This is a genomic window from Chitinophaga sp. sic0106, from assembly GCF_019219075.1.
In the GTDB taxonomy this organism is placed as follows: Bacteria; Bacteroidota; Bacteroidia; order Chitinophagales; family Chitinophagaceae; genus Chitinophaga.
This window is the reverse complement of the sequence record NZ_JAHUWJ010000012.1, coordinates 171,705-194,577: the sequence shown is the minus strand read 5'-3', so window position 1 is coordinate 194,577 and position 22,873 is coordinate 171,705. Positions and strand designations below refer to the sequence as shown.

At 48.7% G+C, this 22,873-nt stretch carries 21 protein-coding genes; 6 read left to right on the top strand and 15 right to left on the bottom strand.

Annotation, left to right across the window (positions count from 1 at the left end; all coding sequences use genetic code 11):
* The first annotated feature begins 38 nt into the window (after window positions 1–38).
* Both KW844_RS18540 and KW844_RS18535 read left to right on the top strand, forming a co-directional pair.
* Window positions 39–1,235, top strand: coding sequence for an MFS transporter (locus KW844_RS18540; protein WP_218378267.1), 1,197 nt, complete (start codon window positions 39–41; stop codon window positions 1,233–1,235).
* A gap of 34 nt (window positions 1,236–1,269) precedes the next feature.
* A complete protein-coding gene (locus tag KW844_RS18535; protein WP_218378266.1) occupies window positions 1,270–1,740 on the top strand; it encodes a DUF4126 family protein in 471 nt (156 codons plus the stop codon).
* Window position 1,741: 1 nt separating this feature from the next.
* On the opposite strand, the gene KW844_RS18530 is transcribed toward KW844_RS18535, so the two are convergent.
* The 6 genes from KW844_RS18530 to KW844_RS18505 all read right to left on the bottom strand — a co-directional run bounded on the left by KW844_RS18530 (window position 1,742) and on the right by KW844_RS18505 (window position 6,832).
* The gene (locus tag KW844_RS18530) at window positions 1,742–2,548 is read right to left on the bottom strand and encodes an AraC family transcriptional regulator (protein ID WP_218378265.1); all 807 of its coding nucleotides are present in this window, start codon (window positions 2,546–2,548) and stop codon (window positions 1,742–1,744) included.
* A 75-nt stretch (window positions 2,549–2,623) separates the two neighbouring features.
* Entirely contained in the window at window positions 2,624–4,039 is a 1,416-nt protein-coding gene (locus KW844_RS18525) for an aldehyde dehydrogenase family protein (protein WP_218378264.1), read from the bottom strand.
* Window positions 4,040–4,107: 68 nt separating this feature from the next.
* Entirely contained in the window at window positions 4,108–4,485 is a 378-nt protein-coding gene (locus KW844_RS18520) for a cupin domain-containing protein (RefSeq protein ID WP_218378263.1), read from the bottom strand.
* A gap of 9 nt (window positions 4,486–4,494) precedes the next feature.
* The gene (locus KW844_RS18515; protein WP_218378262.1) at window positions 4,495–4,914 is read right to left on the bottom strand and encodes a DoxX protein; all 420 of its coding nucleotides are present in this window, start codon (window positions 4,912–4,914) and stop codon (window positions 4,495–4,497) included.
* Between the two features lie 83 nt (window positions 4,915–4,997).
* The gene (locus tag KW844_RS18510; RefSeq protein WP_218378261.1) at window positions 4,998–5,786 is read right to left on the bottom strand and encodes an AraC family transcriptional regulator; all 789 of its coding nucleotides are present in this window, start codon (window positions 5,784–5,786) and stop codon (window positions 4,998–5,000) included.
* Between the two features lie 23 nt (window positions 5,787–5,809).
* Window positions 5,810–6,832, bottom strand: coding sequence for a metallophosphoesterase (locus KW844_RS18505; protein WP_218378260.1), 1,023 nt, complete (start codon window positions 6,830–6,832; stop codon window positions 5,810–5,812).
* A gap of 241 nt (window positions 6,833–7,073) precedes the next feature.
* Between KW844_RS18505 and KW844_RS18500 the strand changes: the two genes are divergently transcribed.
* Together KW844_RS18500 and KW844_RS18495 are read left to right on the top strand one after the other, a co-directional pair.
* On the top strand, window positions 7,074–10,394 hold the full coding sequence (locus KW844_RS18500; protein ID WP_218378259.1) for a M60 family metallopeptidase: 3,321 nt from the start codon (window positions 7,074–7,076) through the stop codon (window positions 10,392–10,394).
* A 148-nt stretch (window positions 10,395–10,542) separates the two neighbouring features.
* Window positions 10,543–11,451 (top strand): hypothetical protein, encoded by a 909-nt coding sequence (locus tag KW844_RS18495; protein WP_218378258.1) that lies wholly within the window; start codon window positions 10,543–10,545, stop codon window positions 11,449–11,451.
* A 34-nt stretch (window positions 11,452–11,485) separates the two neighbouring features.
* On the opposite strand, the gene KW844_RS18490 is transcribed toward KW844_RS18495, so the two are convergent.
* Window positions 11,486–12,001 (bottom strand): trans-aconitate 2-methyltransferase, encoded by a 516-nt coding sequence (locus KW844_RS18490; RefSeq protein ID WP_218378257.1) that lies wholly within the window; start codon window positions 11,999–12,001, stop codon window positions 11,486–11,488.
* A 214-nt stretch (window positions 12,002–12,215) separates the two neighbouring features.
* Here KW844_RS18490 and KW844_RS18485 point away from each other — a divergent pair, with 214 nt between their 5' ends.
* Window positions 12,216–13,514, top strand: coding sequence for a hypothetical protein (locus KW844_RS18485; RefSeq protein ID WP_218378256.1), 1,299 nt, complete (start codon window positions 12,216–12,218; stop codon window positions 13,512–13,514).
* A gap of 35 nt (window positions 13,515–13,549) precedes the next feature.
* Here the strand turns inward: KW844_RS18485 and KW844_RS18480 are convergent, their stop codons facing one another.
* Both KW844_RS18480 and KW844_RS18475 read right to left on the bottom strand, forming a co-directional pair.
* Window positions 13,550–14,290 (bottom strand): type 1 glutamine amidotransferase domain-containing protein, encoded by a 741-nt coding sequence (locus tag KW844_RS18480; protein ID WP_255578520.1) that lies wholly within the window; start codon window positions 14,288–14,290, stop codon window positions 13,550–13,552.
* Window positions 14,291–14,408: 118 nt separating this feature from the next.
* Entirely contained in the window at window positions 14,409–14,978 is a 570-nt protein-coding gene (locus KW844_RS18475) for a Crp/Fnr family transcriptional regulator (RefSeq protein ID WP_218378255.1), read from the bottom strand.
* 73 nt (window positions 14,979–15,051) lie between these two features.
* Here KW844_RS18475 and KW844_RS18470 point away from each other — a divergent pair, with 73 nt between their 5' ends.
* Window positions 15,052–16,011: a DUF5996 family protein gene (locus tag KW844_RS18470; RefSeq protein WP_218378254.1), complete on the top strand. Its 960-nt coding sequence runs from the start codon at window positions 15,052–15,054 to the stop codon at window positions 16,009–16,011.
* A 91-nt stretch (window positions 16,012–16,102) separates the two neighbouring features.
* Here KW844_RS18470 and KW844_RS18465 read toward each other — a convergent pair whose 3' ends face one another.
* From KW844_RS18465 to KW844_RS18440, 6 genes are read right to left on the bottom strand one after another with little or no spacing between them, the layout of a single operon-like run.
* Window positions 16,103–17,236 (bottom strand): TlpA disulfide reductase family protein, encoded by a 1,134-nt coding sequence (locus KW844_RS18465; protein ID WP_218378253.1) that lies wholly within the window; start codon window positions 17,234–17,236, stop codon window positions 16,103–16,105.
* A gap of 3 nt (window positions 17,237–17,239) precedes the next feature.
* A complete protein-coding gene (locus KW844_RS18460; protein ID WP_218378252.1) occupies window positions 17,240–18,169 on the bottom strand; it encodes a hypothetical protein in 930 nt (309 codons plus the stop codon).
* A 13-nt stretch (window positions 18,170–18,182) separates the two neighbouring features.
* Window positions 18,183–19,115 (bottom strand): hypothetical protein, encoded by a 933-nt coding sequence (locus KW844_RS18455; RefSeq protein ID WP_218378251.1) that lies wholly within the window; start codon window positions 19,113–19,115, stop codon window positions 18,183–18,185.
* Window positions 19,116–19,126: 11 nt separating this feature from the next.
* On the bottom strand, window positions 19,127–20,539 hold the full coding sequence (locus tag KW844_RS18450; RefSeq protein WP_218378250.1) for a PKD-like family lipoprotein: 1,413 nt from the start codon (window positions 20,537–20,539) through the stop codon (window positions 19,127–19,129).
* Window positions 20,540–20,549: 10 nt separating this feature from the next.
* A complete protein-coding gene (locus tag KW844_RS18445) occupies window positions 20,550–21,383 on the bottom strand; it encodes a DUF4843 domain-containing protein (RefSeq protein WP_218378249.1) in 834 nt (277 codons plus the stop codon).
* 9 nt (window positions 21,384–21,392) lie between these two features.
* Entirely contained in the window at window positions 21,393–22,865 is a 1,473-nt protein-coding gene (locus KW844_RS18440; RefSeq protein ID WP_218378248.1) for a RagB/SusD family nutrient uptake outer membrane protein, read from the bottom strand.
* Window positions 22,866–22,873 lie beyond the last annotated feature (8 nt).

Below are 22,873 nucleotides of genomic sequence, written 5' to 3'. Positions count from 1 at the left end.
TAATCATTTGCTGCCTGCTAGCTTTGCAAATAAAAAAGATGAATCTGAGTCAAAGCACCCGGCAGGCCTGGGGAATCCCTGTGATGGCGGTGTCGGGAGGGATCATTGTGGCTAATCTTTATTATAATCAACCTATCCTGCATAATATCGCGGAATCATTGCGGGTGCCGGATAGCAGCATCGGTCGCATGTCCATGACCGCACAAATGGGCTATGGCCTGGGAATGTTACTGCTGGTACCTCTGGGGGATATGCTGCACCGCAAACGCCTGATTGTTACCATGTGTTTGTTACTCTGTACAACATTGTTGTTAACGGCAGCATCGCATACGATCTCCATGCTGCTGCTCCTCAGCTTTTTTACAGGTTTGTTTTCCACGCCGGCGCAGATTATTTTACCTATGGCAGCGGCGCTGGGCAAAGAAAACCGTGGGAAAACAGTCGGGAAAGTATACAGTGGGATCTTATGCGGCATGCTGGGATCAAGAGTGCTGAGCGGGCTGATTACTGCGTGGCTGGGCTGGGAGTACGTATTCCTGTTTTCCGCAATCCTGGTGTGCGTCGCTATTGTGCTGCTGTGGATGTTTTTACCGGAGATACCACCTAAATATACGGGTAGCTATGGAGGGCTGCTGAAATCTACGCTCTCCCTGATAAAAGAATATCCTGTACTTCGACAGTCGGCACTGCTGGGCGCATTTACCTTTGGTGCATTTTGCTCTTTCTGGACTACGGTTACCTTTCACCTCAGCAGTGCCCCTTTTCATTACAGCACCGCACAGATTGGCCTGTTTGGCATCATTGCCATTGGTGGAGCGCTGGTAGCGCCGGTATTTGGCAAGGCTGCGGACAAAGGGAATGTTATCAGAGGGTTGTACCTATCGGTAGGTATGATGACCGCCAGCATTGTACTGTTGAAAATGTTTCCCTATTCGACGACCATCCTCATCGCTGGTATCTTCTTCCTTGACATTGGCGTGCAGGCCACGCAGATCACCAATTTTACCCGCATCTATGCGTTAAATGAACATGCACACAGCCGGCTGAATACCGTGTATATGACCACCTATTTTATTGGGGCCGCCATAGGCACTGGTTTCGGGCTGCTCAGCTGGAAACTGGGCGGGTGGAACATGGCCACCTGGCAGATGCTGATATGGGGCATAATCGCATTGACCATAGTGGCGGTATCACAGCGCAAAAGCGCCGCCACCGGATTACTACATAAGGCATAATGCTTGTGATGGGTTTGATAATAAATCACTGTCTATGAAAAATCAAACCCTTCTTCAAACATTGGCCCTGGGCGTTATCTCCGGTATGCGTAGCTCGCTTGGCCCGGCCTTTAGTTGTTTGTATGCCGGCAAACGTTCAAAAAACAAATTGTCCAGGCTCAACTTCATGGGTAAAAGCAACACCGGCAAAGTACTAGGAGTTATGGCAGTTGGGGAGCTAATAGTGGATAAACTGCCTGGAATTGGCAATCGTACGGCTGCTGCCGGCGTGATAGGACGTGGATTGGCTGGCGCGCTTGCAGGAGCCACCTTGTATGAATGCCAGGGTAAGCAAAGCTGGAAAGGCGCCGCTATAGGTGCAGCAGCAGCCATCGTGGCCACGTATGCCTTCTTCCACCTGCGGCAGACTGCTGTCAGAAAAGGGAAAATGAATGACCGTGTAGTAGCCCTGGCAGAAGATACGCTGGCCATCGGCATTGGTAGTTTGGCTACCCGTTTGAAATAAACTAACGCAACGCCGAAGGATTTACAGCATACTTATTTTTAAATGCATACGAAAAGTGAGAGAGGTCCTCAAAGCCCACTTCCAGGTACACATCCGAAGGGGTACGGCCTTTGTTGGCAATCTGGAAATGTGCTTCTTCCAATCGCTTATCCAGCAACCATTTGCTGGGAGTAGTGTGGAACACCTTTTCAAAATCCCGCTTAAAGGTGCTGAGACTGCGGCCGGTCAGGTATGCGAATCTGCCCATGCTCACATTAAAGCGAAAATTTTTTGCCATAAAATTCTCCAGGTCTATTTTGCCTGGTTCGGAAAAATCGAACAGCATTTCTTTCACTTCGGGGTTTACCTGTAGCAGCAGCAGCACGGCTTCGCGGACTTTCAGGTCCATGATGGCCTGTTGCTCCTGCGGCGGCATCTGCAAATATACCAGCAGTGAGTCCATGTAGCTTTTATAAAGCGGGTTGTCTTTCAAAACGATCACCGCATCCGTAACAGGGGAGGGGTGTATATGCGTAAATCCTTTTTCCTGGCTGATCTTACGCAACAATTCCTGATCCAGGTATACGGAAATACTGCGGAAGTCGCCCGCAGGCCCCATATCCTTTACGAATTTGGCCAGTTTGTTTCGGCGACTTAGCCGGAAATCTCCTTCCTTCATGACAAAGGTTTTCTTACCATCGTTGATGGTAAGCGTGCCGCTCACCTGCATGGTAAACACATGTTCCTGTATGAATTGCTCACCCTCCGTGCTTCTGTTGAAGTAACAGTTGTACAGGATTTTTCCTTTATTTTCTGATTTGTCTGCCATTGTTAATTTATTTAGTTCCATCTTCCGGCGCCTTTGGCGTCGGAAGATGGAACAGATACTTCCGCATGGATAAAGTTAACTCAAAATCGTTTTAGGTTCCAGGTATGCTTCCAGTCCGTATACCCCAAACTCACGACCCAGCCCGGATTGTTTGAATCCGCCGAACGGGGCCATAGGATCATGTTTAAAGCCATTGATCGCTACCCGGCCTGCTTCCAGTTTGGCCGCCACTTTCTTAGCTTTGGCAATATCGGTGCCCTGCACATAGGCTGCCAATCCATATGTAGTGTCGTTGGCAATGTCGATGGCTTCCTCCAGGGTATGGTAAGGAATCACTGACAACACGGGTCCAAAAATCTCTTCCCGGGCAATACGCATGTTATTATTGACATCCACAAATACGGTAGGCTGCACAAAGTTACCTTTTTCCAGGCCTGCCGGTTGTCCGGGACCGCCAATGAGCAAGGTAGCACCTTCGGCTATCCCTAATTGGATATAACCCTGCACCCGCTCAAATTGTTTTTTGCTGATCATGGGACCTACCTGTGTAGCCGGATCTGAAGGATCGCCCACTTTCACATTCGCCACCGCGGTACGCAGGAGGGATTTAACTTCTTCCATTTTGCTTGCTGGTACCAGCAGGCGGGTAGCGGCAATACATGCCTGGCCGTTATTCATGAAAGCGGCTGCAACAGAGAGAGGAATGGCTTCCGCTAAGTTGGCGTCTTCCATAATAATGTTAGGGGATTTACCGCCCAGTTCCAGTGTGATGCGTTTTACGGTATCAGCACCATCCCGCGCAATAGATTTTCCTACGGCGGTGGAGCCGGTGAAGGAGATTTTGGAAATAGCTGTATTTCGCGTTATTTCCGCGCCTACCACGGCTCCCAGGCCGTTTACAATATTGAATACACCTGCTGGCAGCCCGGCTTCATGCAAAGCTTCCATCATTAACTGTGTTTGCATGGCGCTCATTTCGCTGGGCTTGATCACAGCCGTACATCCTGCTGCTATGGCGGTGGACAGCTTATTGGCAATAAAACTGTTGCTGGCATTCCATGGTGTAATAATGCCTACTACCCCTACTGGCTCAAGCAACACGGTAGCGCTGCCCAATGTTTGTTCGAATGGGAAATCCCTGAGCACCGCAATGTTGGAGGAAATGCTGGACAGGGTGTAGGCAAAGCTACCACTGGCAAACTGCTGTGTGCCACCATATTCCCTGATCATGGTAGCGATCATTTCCTCTTTGCGTTTTTCAATGGCCGCATACATTTTTTCGAGGTAGGCGATTCGTTCTTCCCTGGAAGTCTGCGAAAAGGTTTTGAACGCTGCTTTAGCGGCGGCAATGGCATTTATAGTATCTGTTTCATCACCCAGGGTAACGCGGCCCAGCAGTTCCTGGTTTACAGGGCTGATGAGGTCAAAGGTTTCAGAACCGTGTGGTGTTACAAATTGTCCGTTGATGTAGATTTTATCGATGATTTTCATGACTGTTTGTGTTTTTGTTACGATACAAAGGTCACTACAAATCACCCCTCACAGGTTTGTTCCAGAGGTCAATCTGCTTTGTTCAGCGGTTCATCCAGTAACTCCACTTCTTCAGGTATCACAAAAAATAAGGTACAGCCTGTTTTGCTGAATACGCTGTGTTTGAAGCCTGGCGGGGTATACAGGTAATCACCTGGCTGGAGGGTGGTACCTTCTACGGTGGCTTCACCGGTTAAAACGAATATTTCTTCCCCGGCCGGATGGTTATGGTAGGGATACTTCGCACCTGGTTCAAATTTCAGCAAAATCGTTTTGGACCGGCCACTTGCTGCATCGTAGCGAAGGGATTTAACAAAGATTCCCTGGTAGTGAATGCCTTTTTCAATAAGGGGCGCCCATTCCCGGGCAGCACTGTTGGTAATGTAATCCTGCATGTTTGTGTTCATAACAAAAAGTTATTGAGTTAATAATTGGTCCACACTCCAGGCGTAGTGGCCTATAGTGCCTAATAATAATGCGCCGGCGCTAACCGCAAACACGGAGTAGTCCAGTGGCTCTTTGACCCCGGATGATATGGCCATAGCCAGGGCAAAGAGCAGGGTGAGCAGGCAGCTGCCATAGGCAGCTGCGCTGGTCTTAAAGCCAATCAGCAGTAGTATGGCCAGGCCGCTTTCCAGCAGCGTGGCGATGATTGCCAGCGTTCGGGCAAAGGAAGCGGGGGCAAATGCATTGACCTGCGCCGTATAGGCGACGAAGTTAGTCCACCCGGAACTGCGCTGCCCCCATAGGTCCAGCCGACTGGCTACTGCCGATAAAAAGCCTGCTGCAAGCGCGAAACGAAGTAATAATGTTGCAATGTTTTGTGTAATAGTCATAACCTGAATGGTGATTTCAGGTACAAAATTGATGCATTTGAGCAGGCAGGAAAATAGAGAATCCTTAGAAAAAGATGTAAGATTTAGCGGCCGTGTTGTTCCTTGAACAATTTGGGACTTACCTGGGTCTGTTTCTTAAAAAAGTTGGAGAAATAATAGGGATCGTTAAAGCCCAGTGCATAGGCAGCCTCTTTAATGCTCATGTCGGTATAAATCAGCAGGCGCTTGGCTTCAGAGGTGATTAGTCCATACACTACATTCTGAGCAGTTTTGCCCGCATGCAGTTTTGCGAGTTCATTGAGCTTGATTTCAGTAGTGCCCAGCATTTCCGCGAAAGTGGCAATGGGATAGTTGTGTGCGAAGTTATGCCGCACCGCTTCCAGGAATTTCAGAAACAGGGCGTCGGGTTTCCATATTTCATCGCCGCGTTGCACTTTGCTGCGGTTGATCGATACCAGTATCAGCGTAATGCGACTATGGACGGATATCAGGTACTGATAGGGCTGTGTGGCCAGTTCTTCCTGAATGAGTGCCAGCTGGGCAGCCACCAGGGTTGCATCCACTGCTATTACCTCGTTTTGGTCGAAGTGGCAAAACAGCCCATTATGAAATATCAGTTCAATGTCATTGTCGTCTTTACAAAAAAAGTCCAGAGAAAACTCCAGCACGTACCCTTCCGCGTCTTCCGTAGTGGAATAATGGTGGATTTGCCCTGAGGTAATGGTGATCACCTCGCCGGGACAGAGTTTCAGCGCCTTACCATCTACATAAAAATCCACCAGCCCGCTGCTACAATAGATAAGTACATATCGCATGATGCGGCGGGGCTGATGACTATCAGCGATTTCCCGGATGTGGTGGAGCTGGATCATATCACTAAGTTAGTGTAAACTCCTCAGAGTGGGAATGCGGGTAGTTCCAGTTCAAGGCGCTGAGCCAGCTCCAGCACTTTCACCGGGGTATTCAGTGAGCTTTCCAGGTCGTGCAGCCGCAGGTAATCCTTGGCGCTTTTAAACAGGAAACTTTTGTATGGGTATTCCTGTATCGCTTCCACAAAGTCGTCCGGATGCGCTGCCTTTATCTCAGCAGTTACCGTATCCAGGCGCTGTTTGAGTAGCTCCAGGAAATGCGGATAATCGCCTGACCATCGGGCAATAGCCTCCACAATTGCTTTTACCTTTGGCTCATTTGCGAAATCGAGCTTTTTGAGCTGATGACGAATGGTTTTCATTTCCATTTGCCGCCACCTGCGGGACTCCAGCACCGGCAGCTGCCAGCGTATGATTTCACTTTTCCAGTGGTTGCTGAGCGCCTGCACCTGGTGGAGCTGCATATCCGGCAGGGTGATAGCGGTCAGCTGCTGCCCATGGCAACAACCGGTATCCAGCGCCCAGGTATTATTGATGCGCAGCGGCTTTTCCACCACCCGGTGGCCAAAAACCACGGCACGGTCGCCGGTATAATGCGCCGGCCAGGCAGCCGCATCTTCGTATAGGCGTTCCAGGTATTTCTCACCGGAAATAGTGCCGCAGAGCACCTCTTCTTTTTGCTCCTCCATTGGCAAACCATTTTCCAACGCCGCATGTACGATAATTGCCTCCGGCGTGATATAGTAATACGGCAGTGTTTTCAGCCAGCTGATAAAACCGGGATACTCCTCGCCAAATTGCAGTCGCACAATTTCCTGAGAATAGCTCAGGATGCCATTCAGGTGCTTTCTTTCGTGGTTGCCCATCAATACAACTGTATTGGGGCGATTGCGCAGGTAATGGTATACCTCCAAGGATTTGTTGCCGCGGTCAACAATGTCGCCAACGGAAATCAGTAAATCTTCAGGGGTGAGGTTAACCTGTTCAAGTAGTTGCATGAGTTCATCGTAACATCCGTGGATGTCGCCTACGATAATTGTTCTGTTCATAGGTATCAAATTTTAATAAAGGGAGAACTGGTTGAATAACTGTTAGTTGTAGTATGGATTAACAAACATGACTATATCGGGGTCCAGATTTCTCGACCGCAAATATCTGAAAAATATTTAAGATTTCACCCCGTGAAACATTTTTCCTGTGTAAATGATGATTTTGACCTGCCTCTGTTTACCGCTCCTATGGTACTTTTAAAGTAACAGTGAACCAAAATCAACGCTGAAAACTATTGTTATGAAAAAAACCTTTACCCTCCTGGTTGCCCTGCTATGCATAATTGCCGGCAGAACAACCGCTGCCGGTACCATTGTACCGCTTGGCAGCGACAGCACCTTTCGTATGGTAGCCCGCAATATCTGGGAAATCACCCAGGTACCCAGTATCGCCCGGGAAACCAGGCGTATCAAAACTTCCTTGCAGGTGGCCGACTTCCAACCCGTCGGCCTACGGGCCGCAAACACCGGTCCGCTGGTGATCAATGTGGAGCAGCTGAGTGGCACCGACCTGCCTAAGCTGATCATAGGCACGTACGACCGGCAAACAGTGACCACCGTATCTCTTACAGCTGGCGTGAACACGATCACCACGGCTACTGGCCGCGATCTTTACCTGCAGTATTCCTCCGATACGCCATCGGTCGCAAACCAGGTGAGAGTGACCTTTCAAAGCGGCTATGAACAAATGCCGTTTTATATTTTAGGTTACAGCACCCATAACGACTGGCTGAACATGCTGGCAGCCGATACCGTGTCGCCCAATGTGACGCTGTCCGCAAATCGTGTATTCATCGTCGTTAGTCGCGTTAAAGCCGTAGAATATAAAAACGAAAACCAGGATACCCTGCTTACCCTCATGGACCGGGTGATGCAGGCGGAGGGCGATATCTCCGGGCTCGACAACAGCACACCCACGCATGCTCCTTTTCTGAAGAACAAGCTGATGTTGCTGGAAAAGGCCAGCGGCAACCCGGATGCCACCTCCCTGGGGCGGGTGCGAATCCCTACCGGCAGCATCAACTGGCTGCTCACGCCTTCGTATATCCTTAACAGTGGGGGATGGGGTGTATTCCACGAAATAGGACATCACCACCAGCATTCCAGCTGGACCTGGTCCACCTGCATCGAAGTATGCGTGAATATTTATAGTCTGGCCGCCAAACGGGCGATTCATCCCGATCAGCCGGGTATAGGCGCGAGCGACTGGAACAACATTTTTGCTTACCTCGCACAGCCACAGTCCGCAAAGAATTTTAATGCCAGCAGCACGGCGCTGTTTGTGCGCCTGGGGATGTTCCACCAGTTGTGGCTGGCTTACGGCGATAGCTTCTATCACACGCTGCATAAACGTAACCGCGATGAAGCGCCCGCACCCAGCGGTGACGAAGCGGAGATGCGGTTATTTATGACCTATGCCAGCCAGATCAGCGGCTATAACCTCGGCAGCTTCTTCAAAAACTGGGGGCTGAATGTGAGCCAGTCGGTATACGACGAGCTGGATGCCCTTGGCCTTCCGCAGCCACCGGTAGATCCGGCCACCCTCCGGGATGACCTGGTAGCCAGCATTACCACGCCCGTTGCCAATGCCACCTATGGCGCCGGTGATACCGTGTTTGTAAACGCTACCGCCAACGGACCTGCGAAGGTGACCCATGTGGAGTTTTATGCCGGTAATAATAAATTGGGAGAAGATAGTGTAGCACCGTACACTTTCGCGTGGGCGAACGTTCCTCCCGGTAACTATACCCTCACCGTCAAAGCCACTACTGCTAATGCTACCGTCGTTTCTGAACCGGTAAACATCAGTATGAAGGCGATTAGTATTACCAGTCCTGCCGATGGTGCTGCATTTGCTACCGGTGCTACGGTGCCGGTTACAGTAAACATCGCCGGCACCACCGGTATTCAGCGCGTGGAGTATTATGCTGATAGTATTAAAGCCGGTGAAGCCACCACTGCACCGTACAACTATAACTGGCAACCTACCGCGGGCACGCACAACCTTTACGCAAAACTGATCTATAGCAATGGGGATACGGCGGTATCGGCTGCTGTGGCCACTGTTGCCGGTGGTACCTTTGCTATTGCCGATGCTTATGTGCGCGATGGCAGCTATGCCGCCAATAACTACGGTAACGCCACTACGCTGGTGGTGAAAAAAGATGGTAACGCCAGCTTCAGCAGGATCAGTTTTGTAAAATTTGATCTCAGTCAACTCACAAATGTAAGTACGGCTAAGCTGCGTTTAAACATCGTGGGCGCCGGCACCGCCGCCACTGGCACACAATGGCAGATCTGGAAATTAGGCAACGATGGCTGGACAGAATCCGCTATCACCTGGAACAACCGTCCTGCAGCGGATTCCCTGCTGGCAAGTGTACAAGGCAAGCGTTCCGGCTATGCAGAGTGGGACCTCAGTGATCCGCTGTTGCAGGAGCTTTCGGGTGATAAAGTACTTTCGTTAGCGATCCAGTCCTCCGTATCAGGCCAAACCAACGACGGAACTTTTAGCGCCCGCGAGGTAACGGATGCGCACCTACGCCCGGTGTTGTTGGTATACCCGGATACAACAGCGCCTGCAATTGCAACCCCAGACAGTATTTATGTACTCAATGATACCGGTGTGGCTACCGCCAGGGTGCAGCTCACCACCCCTGTGGCTACCGACAGAAGCGGTATTACTTCCGTTGTAAACGACGCCCCTTCAGCATTTCCACTCGGAAAAACGGTTGTAGTATGGACCGCCACCGACAGCGCCGGTAATACCGCCACCGCGCAGCAACTGGTGGAGGTAGGTCTTCGTAAAAGCAAGATAGGTAACGTAACCGTGTATGCCGGTACTAGCAACAATTCCTCCATTGGGCGTATGGCTGATCTCGAGGCGGAGTTGTACCTCAACGGTAACCTCGTAGGTACCGGTACTCTGTTACAGCAACAGCTGAAAGGTAAAACGTTGGCAAGTGCACAGCCGTTTGTGATCCCGATCCAGAGCGACAGTATCGCTTATACGCCCGAAGATCAGCTACAGCTGAAACTTTCCGCACGTAAGGCAGGTGGCAACGGTACCTATGGCATCCAGGTGTGGTACAATGGTACTAACGGTAACGGCTATAGTACCTTGGAGAAATATACGCCTGCGGCTTCAGGTGCGCCGGTATTCTCACTAGGTACACCATTTGCACTGCGTGATACCGCAGGAGTCGCAGCACAGTCAGTAGCTATTACCTTGTCGGATGAGTTTAGGGAGATAGCTACCTGGTCTACGATAGCGGTACCGTGTAACTACGGTGAACAGGCGGAACAGGCGGGTGACAAAGCACCGCAGCTGATAGTTTCCGCTTACCCCAACCCAACCACGACGGAGTTTGTGCTGAATATGACCACAGGCAATAAGTCGGTACTGATCCAGGTCACGGACTTTTACGGCCGGCCGGTGAAGCAGCTGCAATTTGCAGCTGGTCAGCAGATCAGGTTTGGAGGTGATTTGCCTAAAGGTATTTATTTTGCCTGGGTGAATCAGGAAGGGAAAATGGCGTTTGTGAAGTTGGTGAAATTGTAATCTGGTTACAGATAATTAGCGAGAGGCCGTCTCATAAATATGGAGGCGGCCTTTTCGATTGTGCCAGGTTTGCCAGGGAAATCACCAGCTGGTCTTAGACAGTGGTAAGTGGGCTATGAGATAACCGCCGGATTGCTTAATTTGTAATATGAAAAAATTTATCATAAAACAGGTGTTGATTTCGCTGCTTTTCTTAACAGCAAAAGCTTCAAATGTTGATTCATTACGGCCAGTTTTGAGTATTTCTATTGCTGCAAATTCCTTATTGAAGGACTTAAGTCTACTACAACCTGCTATCATTCATGATACATTGTTTATTCTTAATCATAATAAGCTTGTACTAATTGATCTTATGAAGAAAAATATCACGACAAATGAAAAAGTGAATACTTCGCTTGCAGGATTAGCTGCAAAAAAACAGTATCCAATTTCTTTGTCAGTGGCGCCAGAAGGTTTTTATATTGGATGCTGGGATGGTATTCGCTTGATTTCCACGTATGGAAAGATCCTTTCTTTTACCAAGACGGAAGGGCCTGTGAATTACATCCATGCAACAAGCCAAAAGATCTGGGCGAATTTTGAGACCAAAGTAATAACCATAGATAAGGTATCTGGCGTCATTTCTCAGAAAGTAGATGCAAACATGTTCACATCGGTTGGGGGATATATTACTGTCCCGGAGGATATAGGTGTTTGCAGATCAGAAGTTGATGTGGTAAAGGAGTTTACAATGGACACAAATCAACAGCTGAATGAAAAGGAATATGAAATGCCTGAATCTTATACTTTCTGCCAGGATCCTTATTATGCATTCACCGATCAGCAATACTTTATCATATACGATATGACAAAGCGCGATGCACTGTATTTTTTGGATAAAAACAATCTGAAGAAGCCTCCGGTTAGAAACATCAGCATGGCTAAACATCAGCTCTTGAGGACAATTGCACTGAGAAATATTGAAGAAGATGATCCTAAATTGAAAATAGGTTACGCTGATGGAAAGTACTATTTGATATCTTGGAAGAATGGAAACTTCCAGGTATTCACATTCTAGAACAAGTAATAAAACTGGATAGAGCCTTTTCTTTTTATCTGCTGACCAGTGCAGCATACATCTTTCCAGACCTGTACACAGAATTTATTTCTCCTAATTTAGTTGTATTGGAAAATCCCGCATTCCTGAATAGTGTGGCGAGGGCTTGAAACGTAATAGGGTAGGGTACCCAGGGATTCGCCTGCGTAGTTTCATATTCTACCATAATAAAAACACCATCGGCCGTAAGGCATTGTGCGAGCCGATTGATGAGCACAGGTTTATCTGCGATGTAGTGCAGGGAATTAGCCATCAGTATACCTTGTAGTTCGGGTAGTTGAAAATCCTCCAATGAAAAATCGGCTTGTTGCCGGGTGATGCTGATGCCGGCCGGAATACTGTAGGGTAGTGGTTTTACGGGCTGTCGGTCAATGGCGAGTATAGCGGCGCCCGACGGCAGTAAATGCGCGAGGGCTGCTGAAAATAGGCCTTCACCACAGCCAAGGTCCGCCCAGGTGCCGGCTTGAAGCCCTTCCGTGTATATGAGCGCAATCGCTTTTTCTATCTCCATAGTTTTAAGTTAATGTATTTTTTACTATGTTTGGGCTCAACGGAAACGGGAGTACATGTTAACCTTGCTGTAACCCGGTGTACTGTCAGTCATGTTTTTTCTGGCCTACAGGTGAGCGCCCACACCAGCCTACCTTCGCCTTGAAATTTTGCAATGCCAAAGGTAATATTGAAACAATCGATGGACTGGTATCAGTCAAAAATAAGCACCGCCCATGAATAAATACGAATTCCGATTCCAAAGCAACAAAGGGAATCCCTATATCTTCCTGATGATCTTGTCACCTTTTGTGACGATACCACTCCTCGTGCTGATGGATAATCTGAATGTACCTGTTTTCTTTATAGTAATACTGACACCCATCCTGTTCGGTGGCTACATGGTGTACAAAAAGGGAAAGGCCAGGGACGAAATTACGCTGGATAACCGAGGCTTTACTTCCACCTGCTACGGTAGAATAGATTTCAATGACATTGCTGAAATTGTGCCGTTACCATGGTACCGCCGTAACCCACCCACTATGGCGATCAGACTGAAATCCGGAAAGAAGATTGGCTGGAACTTAACGTACAGAGGCAGCATTTTCAATACTACAGCAGATGCGCATACATTCGATGCATTTACAACCGCGCTGGCGGACAAGCTGGAATCCAAAGTGCAGCGTAAAAATCCTTTCGTGGAACACAAGCCAGCTGAACAATCTCCACTGGCCAGCCAGTTGCAGGAGGAGAAAAAGCGAAATAATGGTGTTTACTGGACCCTCCCTTTAGGCTTCATCGTAGCGCTGACAGGCTTAATCCGCACCTGTGGCAAGGACTGGCTTCCCAATAAAAATCCTGATTTTGGAAAAATAGCCGCCCGCCAGGAAATACTGTACCAGCAGAATGTTGAAACGGCGATGCGTATTACAGACTCATTGGCCTTGCTGAACGGTGCGGCGTATCTCTACACCAACGATACCGCTGCTACCCTGAAACAAGCGCCGGACCTGAACATAGAAGAAGTTACCGGCATCCGCGTGTTTCAGCAAACCGCTGCTAATAAGGAGCTGGGCAGGTATATCGAGTATCCGGACTCGTTTCCGCCACAGCTATACGTAATTGGATCCGACAGCGTGTTCAAAAAAATGACGAAGAGCATCCTGAATATGGATGATAGTGCAAAGCGGTATTTATATCTCCGTGTTTATGATACCGCACAACACATAAAGCCACCGCAGTTTCAGGGCAGCACCATGGATACCACAAAATATAAAGTGTTTGATGTTACTACTGCCATTCCGTTATATGATACTACTACCATAGGTGCAGCCATAGAAAACGCTTTTCCGGGCATGCGGATTATGTTGGCGCAGGTACGTCACCGGTCTACATTTAAAGTGTATTTAACAGGGAGAGTGAGTGAAGGAATACCGGAAGAGTTATTTCAAAAAGCTATCCGTGAAATGAATAAGCAATTTGCGGAGGTAGAAGTGGATACTACGTTGTTTGTAACAAAAGAGTTTTTCAAGTAATAGCATAGCGGGACCACAGGCCCCGCTATTTAAATTTATTTACTGATCGCTGCCATCAGCTTTTCCGCCACACCAATAGATGATGCCGGATTCTGACCAGTAATCAGCAGCCCATCCTGCACAGAAAAAGGATGCCAGTTTTCCGTTTTTTCGTAAATACCACCATTGGCTTTCAGCATATCTTCCAGCAGGAAAGGCACTACCTTGGTGAGTTGTACGCCTTCTTCCTCGGTATTACTAAAGCCCGTTACTTTTTTACCTTTTACGAGTGGCTCGCCATTAGCGGTTTTTACATGTTTTAGGGCCGCTGGCGCGTGGCATACCAAAGCCGCTGGCTTATAATGGTCCACGAAGCTGGCAATCAGCGCTGCGCTGGTCTTATCTTCTGCCAGATCCCACATAGGGCCGTGGCCACCGGGATAAAACACCGCATCATAGTCATCCTGTTTTACATCCGCCAGTTTAACGGTATGCGCCAGTTTATCTTCGGTAGCTTTATCGCTGTAAAATCTTTTGGTAGCTTCGGTTTGAGCGCCCGGATCGGTGCTCTTGGGATCAATAGGTGCCTGCCCGCCCTTCGGAGAAGCGATGGTCACCTGCACGCCTTTGTCAGTCAGGAAATAATACGGTGCGGCAAACTCCTCGATCCAGATGCCTGTCTTTTCGCCGGTATTGCCCAGGTCCGCGTGGGAAGTCACTACAAACAATACCTTTTTGGGTTGGGTGTTATGGTTGCTCATTTGTGAAAAACCTTTAAGTGTGGTTAAAATGATCATTGTACTTAACAGTAACTTTACCATGAAGTTCATTTGCTATGTTTTTTTGATAAGGCAAAGTTCCCTACTTACCGTATCACCACACAGGAGGTATGTCACAAAATCGTTGTGATATAGATCACATTTTCTTTGAATAAAGCCGGCTGAGCGTTTCACGGCTAACCCCCAAAAATGCCGCCAGGTCCTGTTTGGGCACCACCTGGAACAGGGCAGGGTATTGTTGCAGCAGTTGCTCGTAACGGTCTTTGGCGTTATGGGTCAGCATCGATAAAATCCTGCGTTGCAGCCCCACGTAGCCCATCGCATTTTTTTTACGCCAGAAATGCTCCACTTTATGCATTTCTGCACAGAGGCGCTCCTTATCTTCCTGGGCAATATAATAGATTTCAGTAGGCACCACCGCTTCCAGGAACATGCTGGAGGGAGTATGGGTATACAGGGCCTGGTAGTCGCTGGTCCACCAGTCGGCCAGCGCAAAAGAAAGGATATGCGTTTTGTCCTCACTGTCGAGCACATAGGCTTTCAGGCAACCTTTTACCACAAAATATTCATGCGATACGGGATCACCTTCCTGCAGCAGGAACTGTTTCTTCATCACCTTTCTGTGCTTAAAAAAGCTGCTGATGTAGGCAAATTCGGTGTCTGTCAGTGAAATTATTTTCTCGAAATGATCGCGTAATACCTGCATGGCGTAAAGATAGGAGTTAGGGAGATATAAACCCTTCCCTGCTCCAGGTTGTTAGTCTTAAAAAAAGTTGACTATGAATAAAGCAAATAATGCATGGCCTATATTGAGTTATGCCGCCTGGAAAGATACGCTGGCAACGGTTCACCTCTGGACGCAGATAGTAGGGAAGATACGCCTCCGCAAGATGCCCTGGCTCAATCACTCCTGGCATGTTACCCTCTACATTTCCCCTGACGGACTCGGAACGGGTAGTATGCCTTACCAGCACGGCATTTTTGACATCAACTTTGATTTTATCCGCCACCGCCTCCGCATCTCCACCAGTAATGGCGCCAGTGAGGAAATTCCCCTGGAAGCTGTTACCGTAGCCGATTTTTACCGTACCCTTTTCGGGAAACTGGCCCAGCTGGACATTGACGTCTCCATACATGATATGCCGGCAGAACTACCCAATGCGATCCCGTTCACGGAAGATACCATCCACGCTTCCTATGATAAGGCCCGCATGGCCGAATTCTGGCAGGCGATGGTGAAAATATACGATGTGTTTACCCGCTTCCGCACCCGGTTTACCGGCAAGTGCAGTCCTGTGCATTTCTTCTGGGGAGCATTTGATCTGGCGGTTACCCGGTTTTCCGGGAGAGACGCACCGCTGCATCAGGGCGAGGCCCCGAATATGCCACAGGCCGTGATGCAGGAAGCCTATTCCAAGGAAGTGAGTTCCTGTGGCTTCTGGCCTGGCAACGACCAGTATCCCCACGCGGCATTCTACGCTTACGCCTATCCGGCACCTGCCGGCTTTGCCGATCAGCCGGTGAAACCCGGCGCCGCATTTTTCAGCAAGGACCTGGGGGAGTTCCTCCTCAATTATGACGATGTACAGCAGTCCGCTGATCCGGCCGCCAGCCTGATGGACTTCCTGCAAACCACCTACGAAGCCGCCGCAAATACGGCCAACTGGGATCGTAAACACCTGGAGTGCGATCTGTCGCACTACGAAAATGAATACGGCTGCTTCCGCCAGGATTCCTGAGCTCTCAAACAAAAAAAAAGCCCGGCCATCAACATGGCCGGGATCATATTCTCATACTAAAATGCAACGCTTACGGGGTCATTCGGTTTCATCAGTTACCGAAGACCTCCGTAAGTTTCTTGTTGAGCTCTTCACCGCGCAGATTCACCGCAATGATGTTTCTGTTCTCGTCCAGCAGGAAGTTTGCCGGCACCGCACGAATGCCATAGAGACGACCCACCTCGTTGTTCCAGCCCTTCAGATCTGATACATGCATCCATGGCAACCCATCTTTGGCGATAGCTTCGATCCATTTGTCTTTATGATCATCGAGGGAAACAGCAATGATCTCGAAACCTTTTTCCTTATATTTTTTGTATTGCCCGGTCAGATTCGGATTCTCGGCCCTGCAAGGTCCGCACCAGCTGGCCCAGAACTCCAGCAAAACATATTTTCCCTTCACATCATCCAGCTGCACGGTTTTGTCGTTTACATCTTTCTGAACAAACTTAGGTGCAGGCGCTCCCACGCGGATGGTTTTGGCAGCGGTAATACGCTGACCCATTTCACGCCCCTGATCACTGTTGCGCAGTGCGGCACTCATGGCATTGTAAATCGGTTCTACCTTTTTCACATCCACGGGTGAGCCGGTACCTTCAGATAGTGCTACCATCCCGAAGTAGGCTTTAGGGTTGGCTTTGGCAAAGTCCAGCTGTTTATCCGCACGCGCTTTCATACGACGGCGGTACTCGATGTTGAGATTGTTCATGAAGTTCGTGTCCTTACGCTGCTCCGGTGTAGCTCCAGCCACCTGGCCATTGGCCCATTTGTTCAGATCCATGATAGTGCCACCAATGAATTTGTTGTAAGCCTGAAATTCATTGTAAGTTTTAGAACCCGTGATCTTCGCATTGGACAGGGAATCCGCAGAAGTGATCTTTACCTGCTCTTTACCATAGTAGAAGTAAATCACATCGCCGGTGTACACCGCTTTCATTTTGCCTGAACCATCATGGCTGAGTGCCAGTCTTGCATGTGCGTAGTCCTCACATTTACCACTAAATGAAAACTTACCGTTGATCACCACTGCACTGTCTTCTTTGCTAACCCCGTTGGACATATAATCGATATAAGCCATAGCCGGGCTATTCAGCTTACCGATATTGCCCGTAATGGTGAAGGGACCCTGTTGTGCCTGCACTGCTAATGGCAGTACGATGGCAGCTGTTAATATTATCTTCTTCATTTATTATTGCTTGTTATATTTTACGTTTGGATAATCTTCCTGGGCATTGAGGAGCTGCTGCTCATATTCCATCGTCCAGCCGAAAGCGATCTTAGCCTGTTCTTTCAGGTTTACACCGGCAGCGCCACTCATAAAGTGTACAAATTCTCCCATGTTTACATCCTGAGTAAACTCCTGGAATCCGTTGCCGTTAGGCTTATGCTCCAGGTTTTCGGAAAGGAGTTTGAAATAGCTGGTGAGTACTTTCGTCTGACCATATTTGGAATAGATAGGATACCACCAGTCACGGAACCAGTAAGTTTTTGCCAGCGGATAAGTCGCAAAGTTGGTCTGGTACTCGGCCAGCCATTTTTCGGCCAGCACTGTCATGCCGGTGTTTGCATAGCAATCGTAAATAAAGATATCCTGGAACTTACTGTCTCCCCATAACCTGGCAGTGGGAGAGTGCTTCACGTTCAAACTACCACCTTCTACGATATGGCTGATTTCATGGGTAAACACGGCCGTCATCACGGTGGTATCTTTCCACATGGATGAACTCACTACCACGGCATTCTTATAGTCACAGATGTTATCCATGTAGTTAGCCAGCGTGGCACTTAGTCCGGGGGCACTCAGGTATTCTTTATCGTGGAGATACAGCCGTAGTCGTGGGTCAGCACCAAACTCACCATAAGTGGCTTTTGTGTATTTCCAGATTTTTGATACCACCGGATTAAAATATTTCAGGGTGGTATCCATATCTGGCGCCAGGTAGGTAGCAATCTGGTCATCGGAATAACTCAGTCGCATGAACGACTGGTAACCGAACCAGTGTTCATTCACAGTGGCCGGCAGCTGGCTGTAATCCGGTGCTGCGGCTTCGTCGTCTGTTTTAGTACAGGAAGACAGCAGTGCCGCTCCGAGTACCATCAGCTTATAAAAAGATTTCATGGCGATTTAATTGTTAGTCCTTGTAAGTCACACCCGGAAAGTCAATGCGGGCCTGTTTAAATTGAGCATCGCAGGTTTCCGTCCAGCCAAAGGCAGTAGTGGCCTGCTTTTGCAGGTTCACGCCTGCTGCGCCGCTCATAAAGTGAATGTATTCACCCAGGTTCATCCGGCGGGTATACTCCGGAAATCCTAATTCCGCTGTATTGGCTTTAGGAAAGTTTTTGGACAGCAATACAAAAAACTGGCTTAGCACTTTCTGTTCGCCATACTGGGTGTAGATGGGTAACCACCAGTCGCGGAACCAGTGACTGCCCTTTTCAGGATAGTCCACCTGATCGTCCAGGTAATACATATGCCAGGCATCGGCTTTGGCTTTCATGCCCAGCTTGCGGTATACATCGTATACGAAGATATCCTGCCATTTGCTGTCGCCCCATACGGTAAAGGCAGGGGAGCCTTTTACGCCGTTGGTGGTGCTTTCTACGATATGGCATATTTCATGGATCAGCCCCGGTTCCGGAAACACGAAGTTGTCCCAGTTGGTGGTGCTGAAGTCCACGATGTTTTTGTTATCGCCACTTGAGTCAGGATAGTATTGCGGCTGGCCTACGTTGCCGTATACGCCGCCATGCAACACTACGTACAGGCGTGGGTCAGGGCCCATCTCTCCATATACTTCCCTGGCATATTTCCAGGTTTTGGACATCAGTTCGTACGGCCAGGTAACTGTTGGCGATACAGAAGGGTCCTTGTATACGGCCACCTGTTCGTCGTAATAGGCGAGTGTAAGCCGTTGGTTATGTTCCAGCCAATGCTCCTGCCATACGCTGTCGGGCTTCGGACCTTTATTGGCGATGCTTTCGTTGTTGTCGGATTTGCTGCACGACAGCAGGAACAGCCCCAGCAGTCCGGCTATCGCGCAGTGGATATATTTAGAAGTTATCATAGGGATCAGTTTTATTTTCTGGTAATAGTGCCTACCGGTGAGCCAGGGATACCGTCTATCTGGCTGATGATCACGCCGTTTTTACCAACGCTTACATCCAGTGTAATCACGCTGCCTTCCACGCCTACGGTGAGTTTATCACCTTCGGGGTTGAGTTGAAGCATGGTCACTTTTTTACCGTTGAAGTTGGCATCCAGCGGGCGTACTTCTTCATTCAACGGGTTGTAGCGGTAAATTTTATCATCGGAGGTGAAGTAGAATACATCCACGGCGGTGCGCTGCCAGCGGCTGTCAGGGCGCAACAGGGAAGCACCGGCAAACACCCGTTTACGGGTAGGCTTGATCGTACGGAGGTCGTAATTACTCATCTCTACCGTAAACGTGTATTCGTATACGTTGCCATCGGTGGATTTGTAAAACGCATAGGACACGCTGGGCACCGCATGCATGAACAGCAGTTCTCCCGTACCTAGGTTGGTAGGGTTAAACGCATTGCCTACCACCTGGTAGTCGCTGCCCATGAAGTTACCGCTGTTGTCAAAGGTCACAAAACCATGACGGATGGTATCAAATGCAAAGAAGAAATTGTAGCGATTGTAAAACGGTGCTAAATAATAGTTGCCTACCTGCATGCTGGAAAACTTTCCAAAGTCAGGAGCAAATGGCGCCGTAGAAGTAATGCTCAGGTATAACTTCCCATTAATAATACCGGTAGGAACGCCGATGGCGCCGCTAAACGCCTGTGTTTCCAGCGGTGAAGGCGGATTAAAAAACTGCTCGTTAAAGAAGCGTTTGCGCAGCATGGTACTACCGTCAATGATTACACTCGGTTTTGCCGGATCTTTACAAATAACCCAGTAATCCTCCACGCTTCCTTCCTGGTAGGCCAGCGGCTTGGCGAACAGCTGTACCGGATTTGCCGGCAGGTCTTCGTTGTGCAGCGCATGGTACAGATCAGCGTTCACGGTGCTGTCCGGGCGGATGAACGACAGGCGGGTTACACCTTTGTCGTTACTCAGCACTACGGTACCTTTGGAAAAGCGGGTACCGCCGTTGATCTTGAACTTATAGAAATATTTCATCCCGTTGCGATTATCCGTTACCGTTAGTTTGGCGGAACGTTCCATCGGTTTCAGGTTGTAAACCATCTTCAGCGGGTAGCCGGTGTAAATATCGGCTCTTGCTTCTTCCGCTACCATTATTTCCCAGGTGAAACTGAGGTCCTTTGCGGGATCTCCATCTTCCAGAAAAACATAGGGACGGATGATCAGTGAATCGCCTACAATGGCGTTCACGGTACTGTTGTTGAGATCAGCCACCTGCGGCTCGCTGGGTGCATGATAGTCGTAGTTACCAAGGTCTTTTTTGCAGGCAGCAAACCAGAGGGCTCCCAGCAACAGCAATCCTGTTATCCTGTATTGCATAATAATATTTTTAGAAGAGGACCTGTCCTCCGTTTTCATCAATAAACACATACTTGTTGGCAGTTGGGAAGTACTGCAGTCTGAAACGCTTGGTAGGAGCCGATTTGCTGTAGAAATCGTAATCACCGGTGTTATCGTTTCGTTTTTCAAGCATATAGCCGGACTCCGGATGCTCCTTTATCCATTCAAACGGATAGTTGAGCAGATAGCTGGTGTTGGCGATGTAATACAAACTCCTTGGTACTTCCATGTACCAATCAGGATAAGAACCCTGGATGACCATATCCGTAGTACCGGAGCTAATCAGGAATAACTGGTGTTTTACCCTGGAGTATTTGCCCATCTGTGGCCAGGACGACCACCAGGCTGGCTCTTCCAGTCGGGATGAAAACAGAATACGCTTGGTACGTATTCCTCCCGGCAGGTTACTGGCGAAATCTTTTCCTCCGCTAACCTGTAAGGTCAGGTCTACGGATTTATTGATCAGTGCCGTATCCAGGTTCAGCAATACAATAGGAATGCTGATGGTACCTGAGTCGGCCGGCATGGTATAGGAAGACTTCAGCTGCTCGTAATGCAGGTCCCGCACAGCGGTTGACGATCGGTCCACCGCGGTAATGGAAAACTCACGGTCGTGGTTTTCCGCTTTTCCGGAAATGATGATAGGTAGCCAGATAGTGTCTCTTTCGAGGTCCGGATGGTACGCGAACGAATACACGAGACTATCAGTATTTTTATAATTCAGGTAGATATTATCCCTGCTAAGGTCATAAGGAGCTATCTCTTCTTTGGTACAGCTATATAACAGGCAGGCAAGAATAGCGATGATGGATAATCTTTTCATGGGTTGCTGTTAATTGTTTCTGTAAGCGTTTTCGTCGTCAGGCAGCGGGAATACAAAGATGCTGTTAGACGCTGGTTTGGAGCTGGTGGAGTTGATCGTCACCGCATGATGGAGGCGCTTGTACATATAGAACATTTGGCTCTCCCCATAAAACTCTTTTCTTGCTTCTTTGATCAGCAGTTCTATGAAATCAGATTTGCCAGGTGCTACGGTAACAGTATTACCGATACCTCTCATAGCGCGGGCACTGTTATAATAATCCAGTGCACGCTTTGGATCTTTATCATAGCTGGCTTCAGCTGCGATGTAGGTCAGTTCCGTTAACCGGATAGCCGGGGCTACCAGGGAATGGATATTGGTGAGCGGAGCCGCGTTGCGGTAGTATTTCTGCAGTACTGCACGGTCAGGCCCTCCGGTGGTGGAGGCAGTGTTCAGGAACCATTGTTTCAAACGCCAGTCCTCAGCACCCACTGTACCAATTTCATAAATATCATTTACCTGCGACATAGTACCGCTGAACTGGGGATTCTGCTTGGTAAAGCGGTCCTGCAGCTGTTCAATGATGGATTTGTTTTCTGTATAAAAACAGCTGACCAGCTCCTTGTAAAAAATGCGGTCACGCTTCTGTATGTCCGTTTGGAAAAAATCTTCCTGTTTGGTAGCAGGGAATTTTTTGGACAGGATAACTACTTCTGCATTGCTCAGCGCATTTGCATAATCGTTTTTGTAGAGGTATACACGGGCAAGCTCTCCGCAAACGGCATAGTAGTTCATGCGATGTCTTCTGTTCTGCATAAACAGGTCCGCATCTTTCAGCTCTGTAGTAGCAGGGTCTGATGCATAACCTACGGTATAGGAGGAGAACAGGATAGGATCGTTTGCCAGCAGCTGTTTGGCGGCATTCAGGTCTTTGAGCACACTGTCCAGCGAAGCGGTAACCGTAGAGAAAGGAGTAGACGTAGTCCCTACTTTGGTGACATAAGGAATACCTTTCAGCGTAGGTCCGTTTACGTAAGACGGTGCAAAAAGACGAAGCATGTCAAAATGCAGGTAGGCACGTAATGCCAGGGCTTCTCCTTTGATCAACCGGTAATTACCATTTGTGAAGATGGTAGTGTCCTTGTCTATCGCCTGCAGCAGGTAGTTACAGTTGGCAATGGCGCCATAGGCGTTCCCCCATATCTCGTTGATGGCTCCTTTGATGGTGCCATTGTCATATTGAAAATTGGCGATTTGCTGGTTGTTGATATCGTTGAACTGGTAGTTCTGTGCCAGCACATCCAGGAGGTTGTAGGTCAGCTGACCTCCATACAGGGAAGAACCTGCACACTTGGTATAGATGCCGTTCAGCGCTTCCTTAAAGCCCTGCTCTGATTTGAAGAGCTCATCTCTGTCTACCTGCGTTTCAGGCTTGATATCCAGAAATTTTTTGCAGGATACCAGCGTTACGCCGAGGCTGAATATGAATAGTAATTTTTTCATGGTCGTTG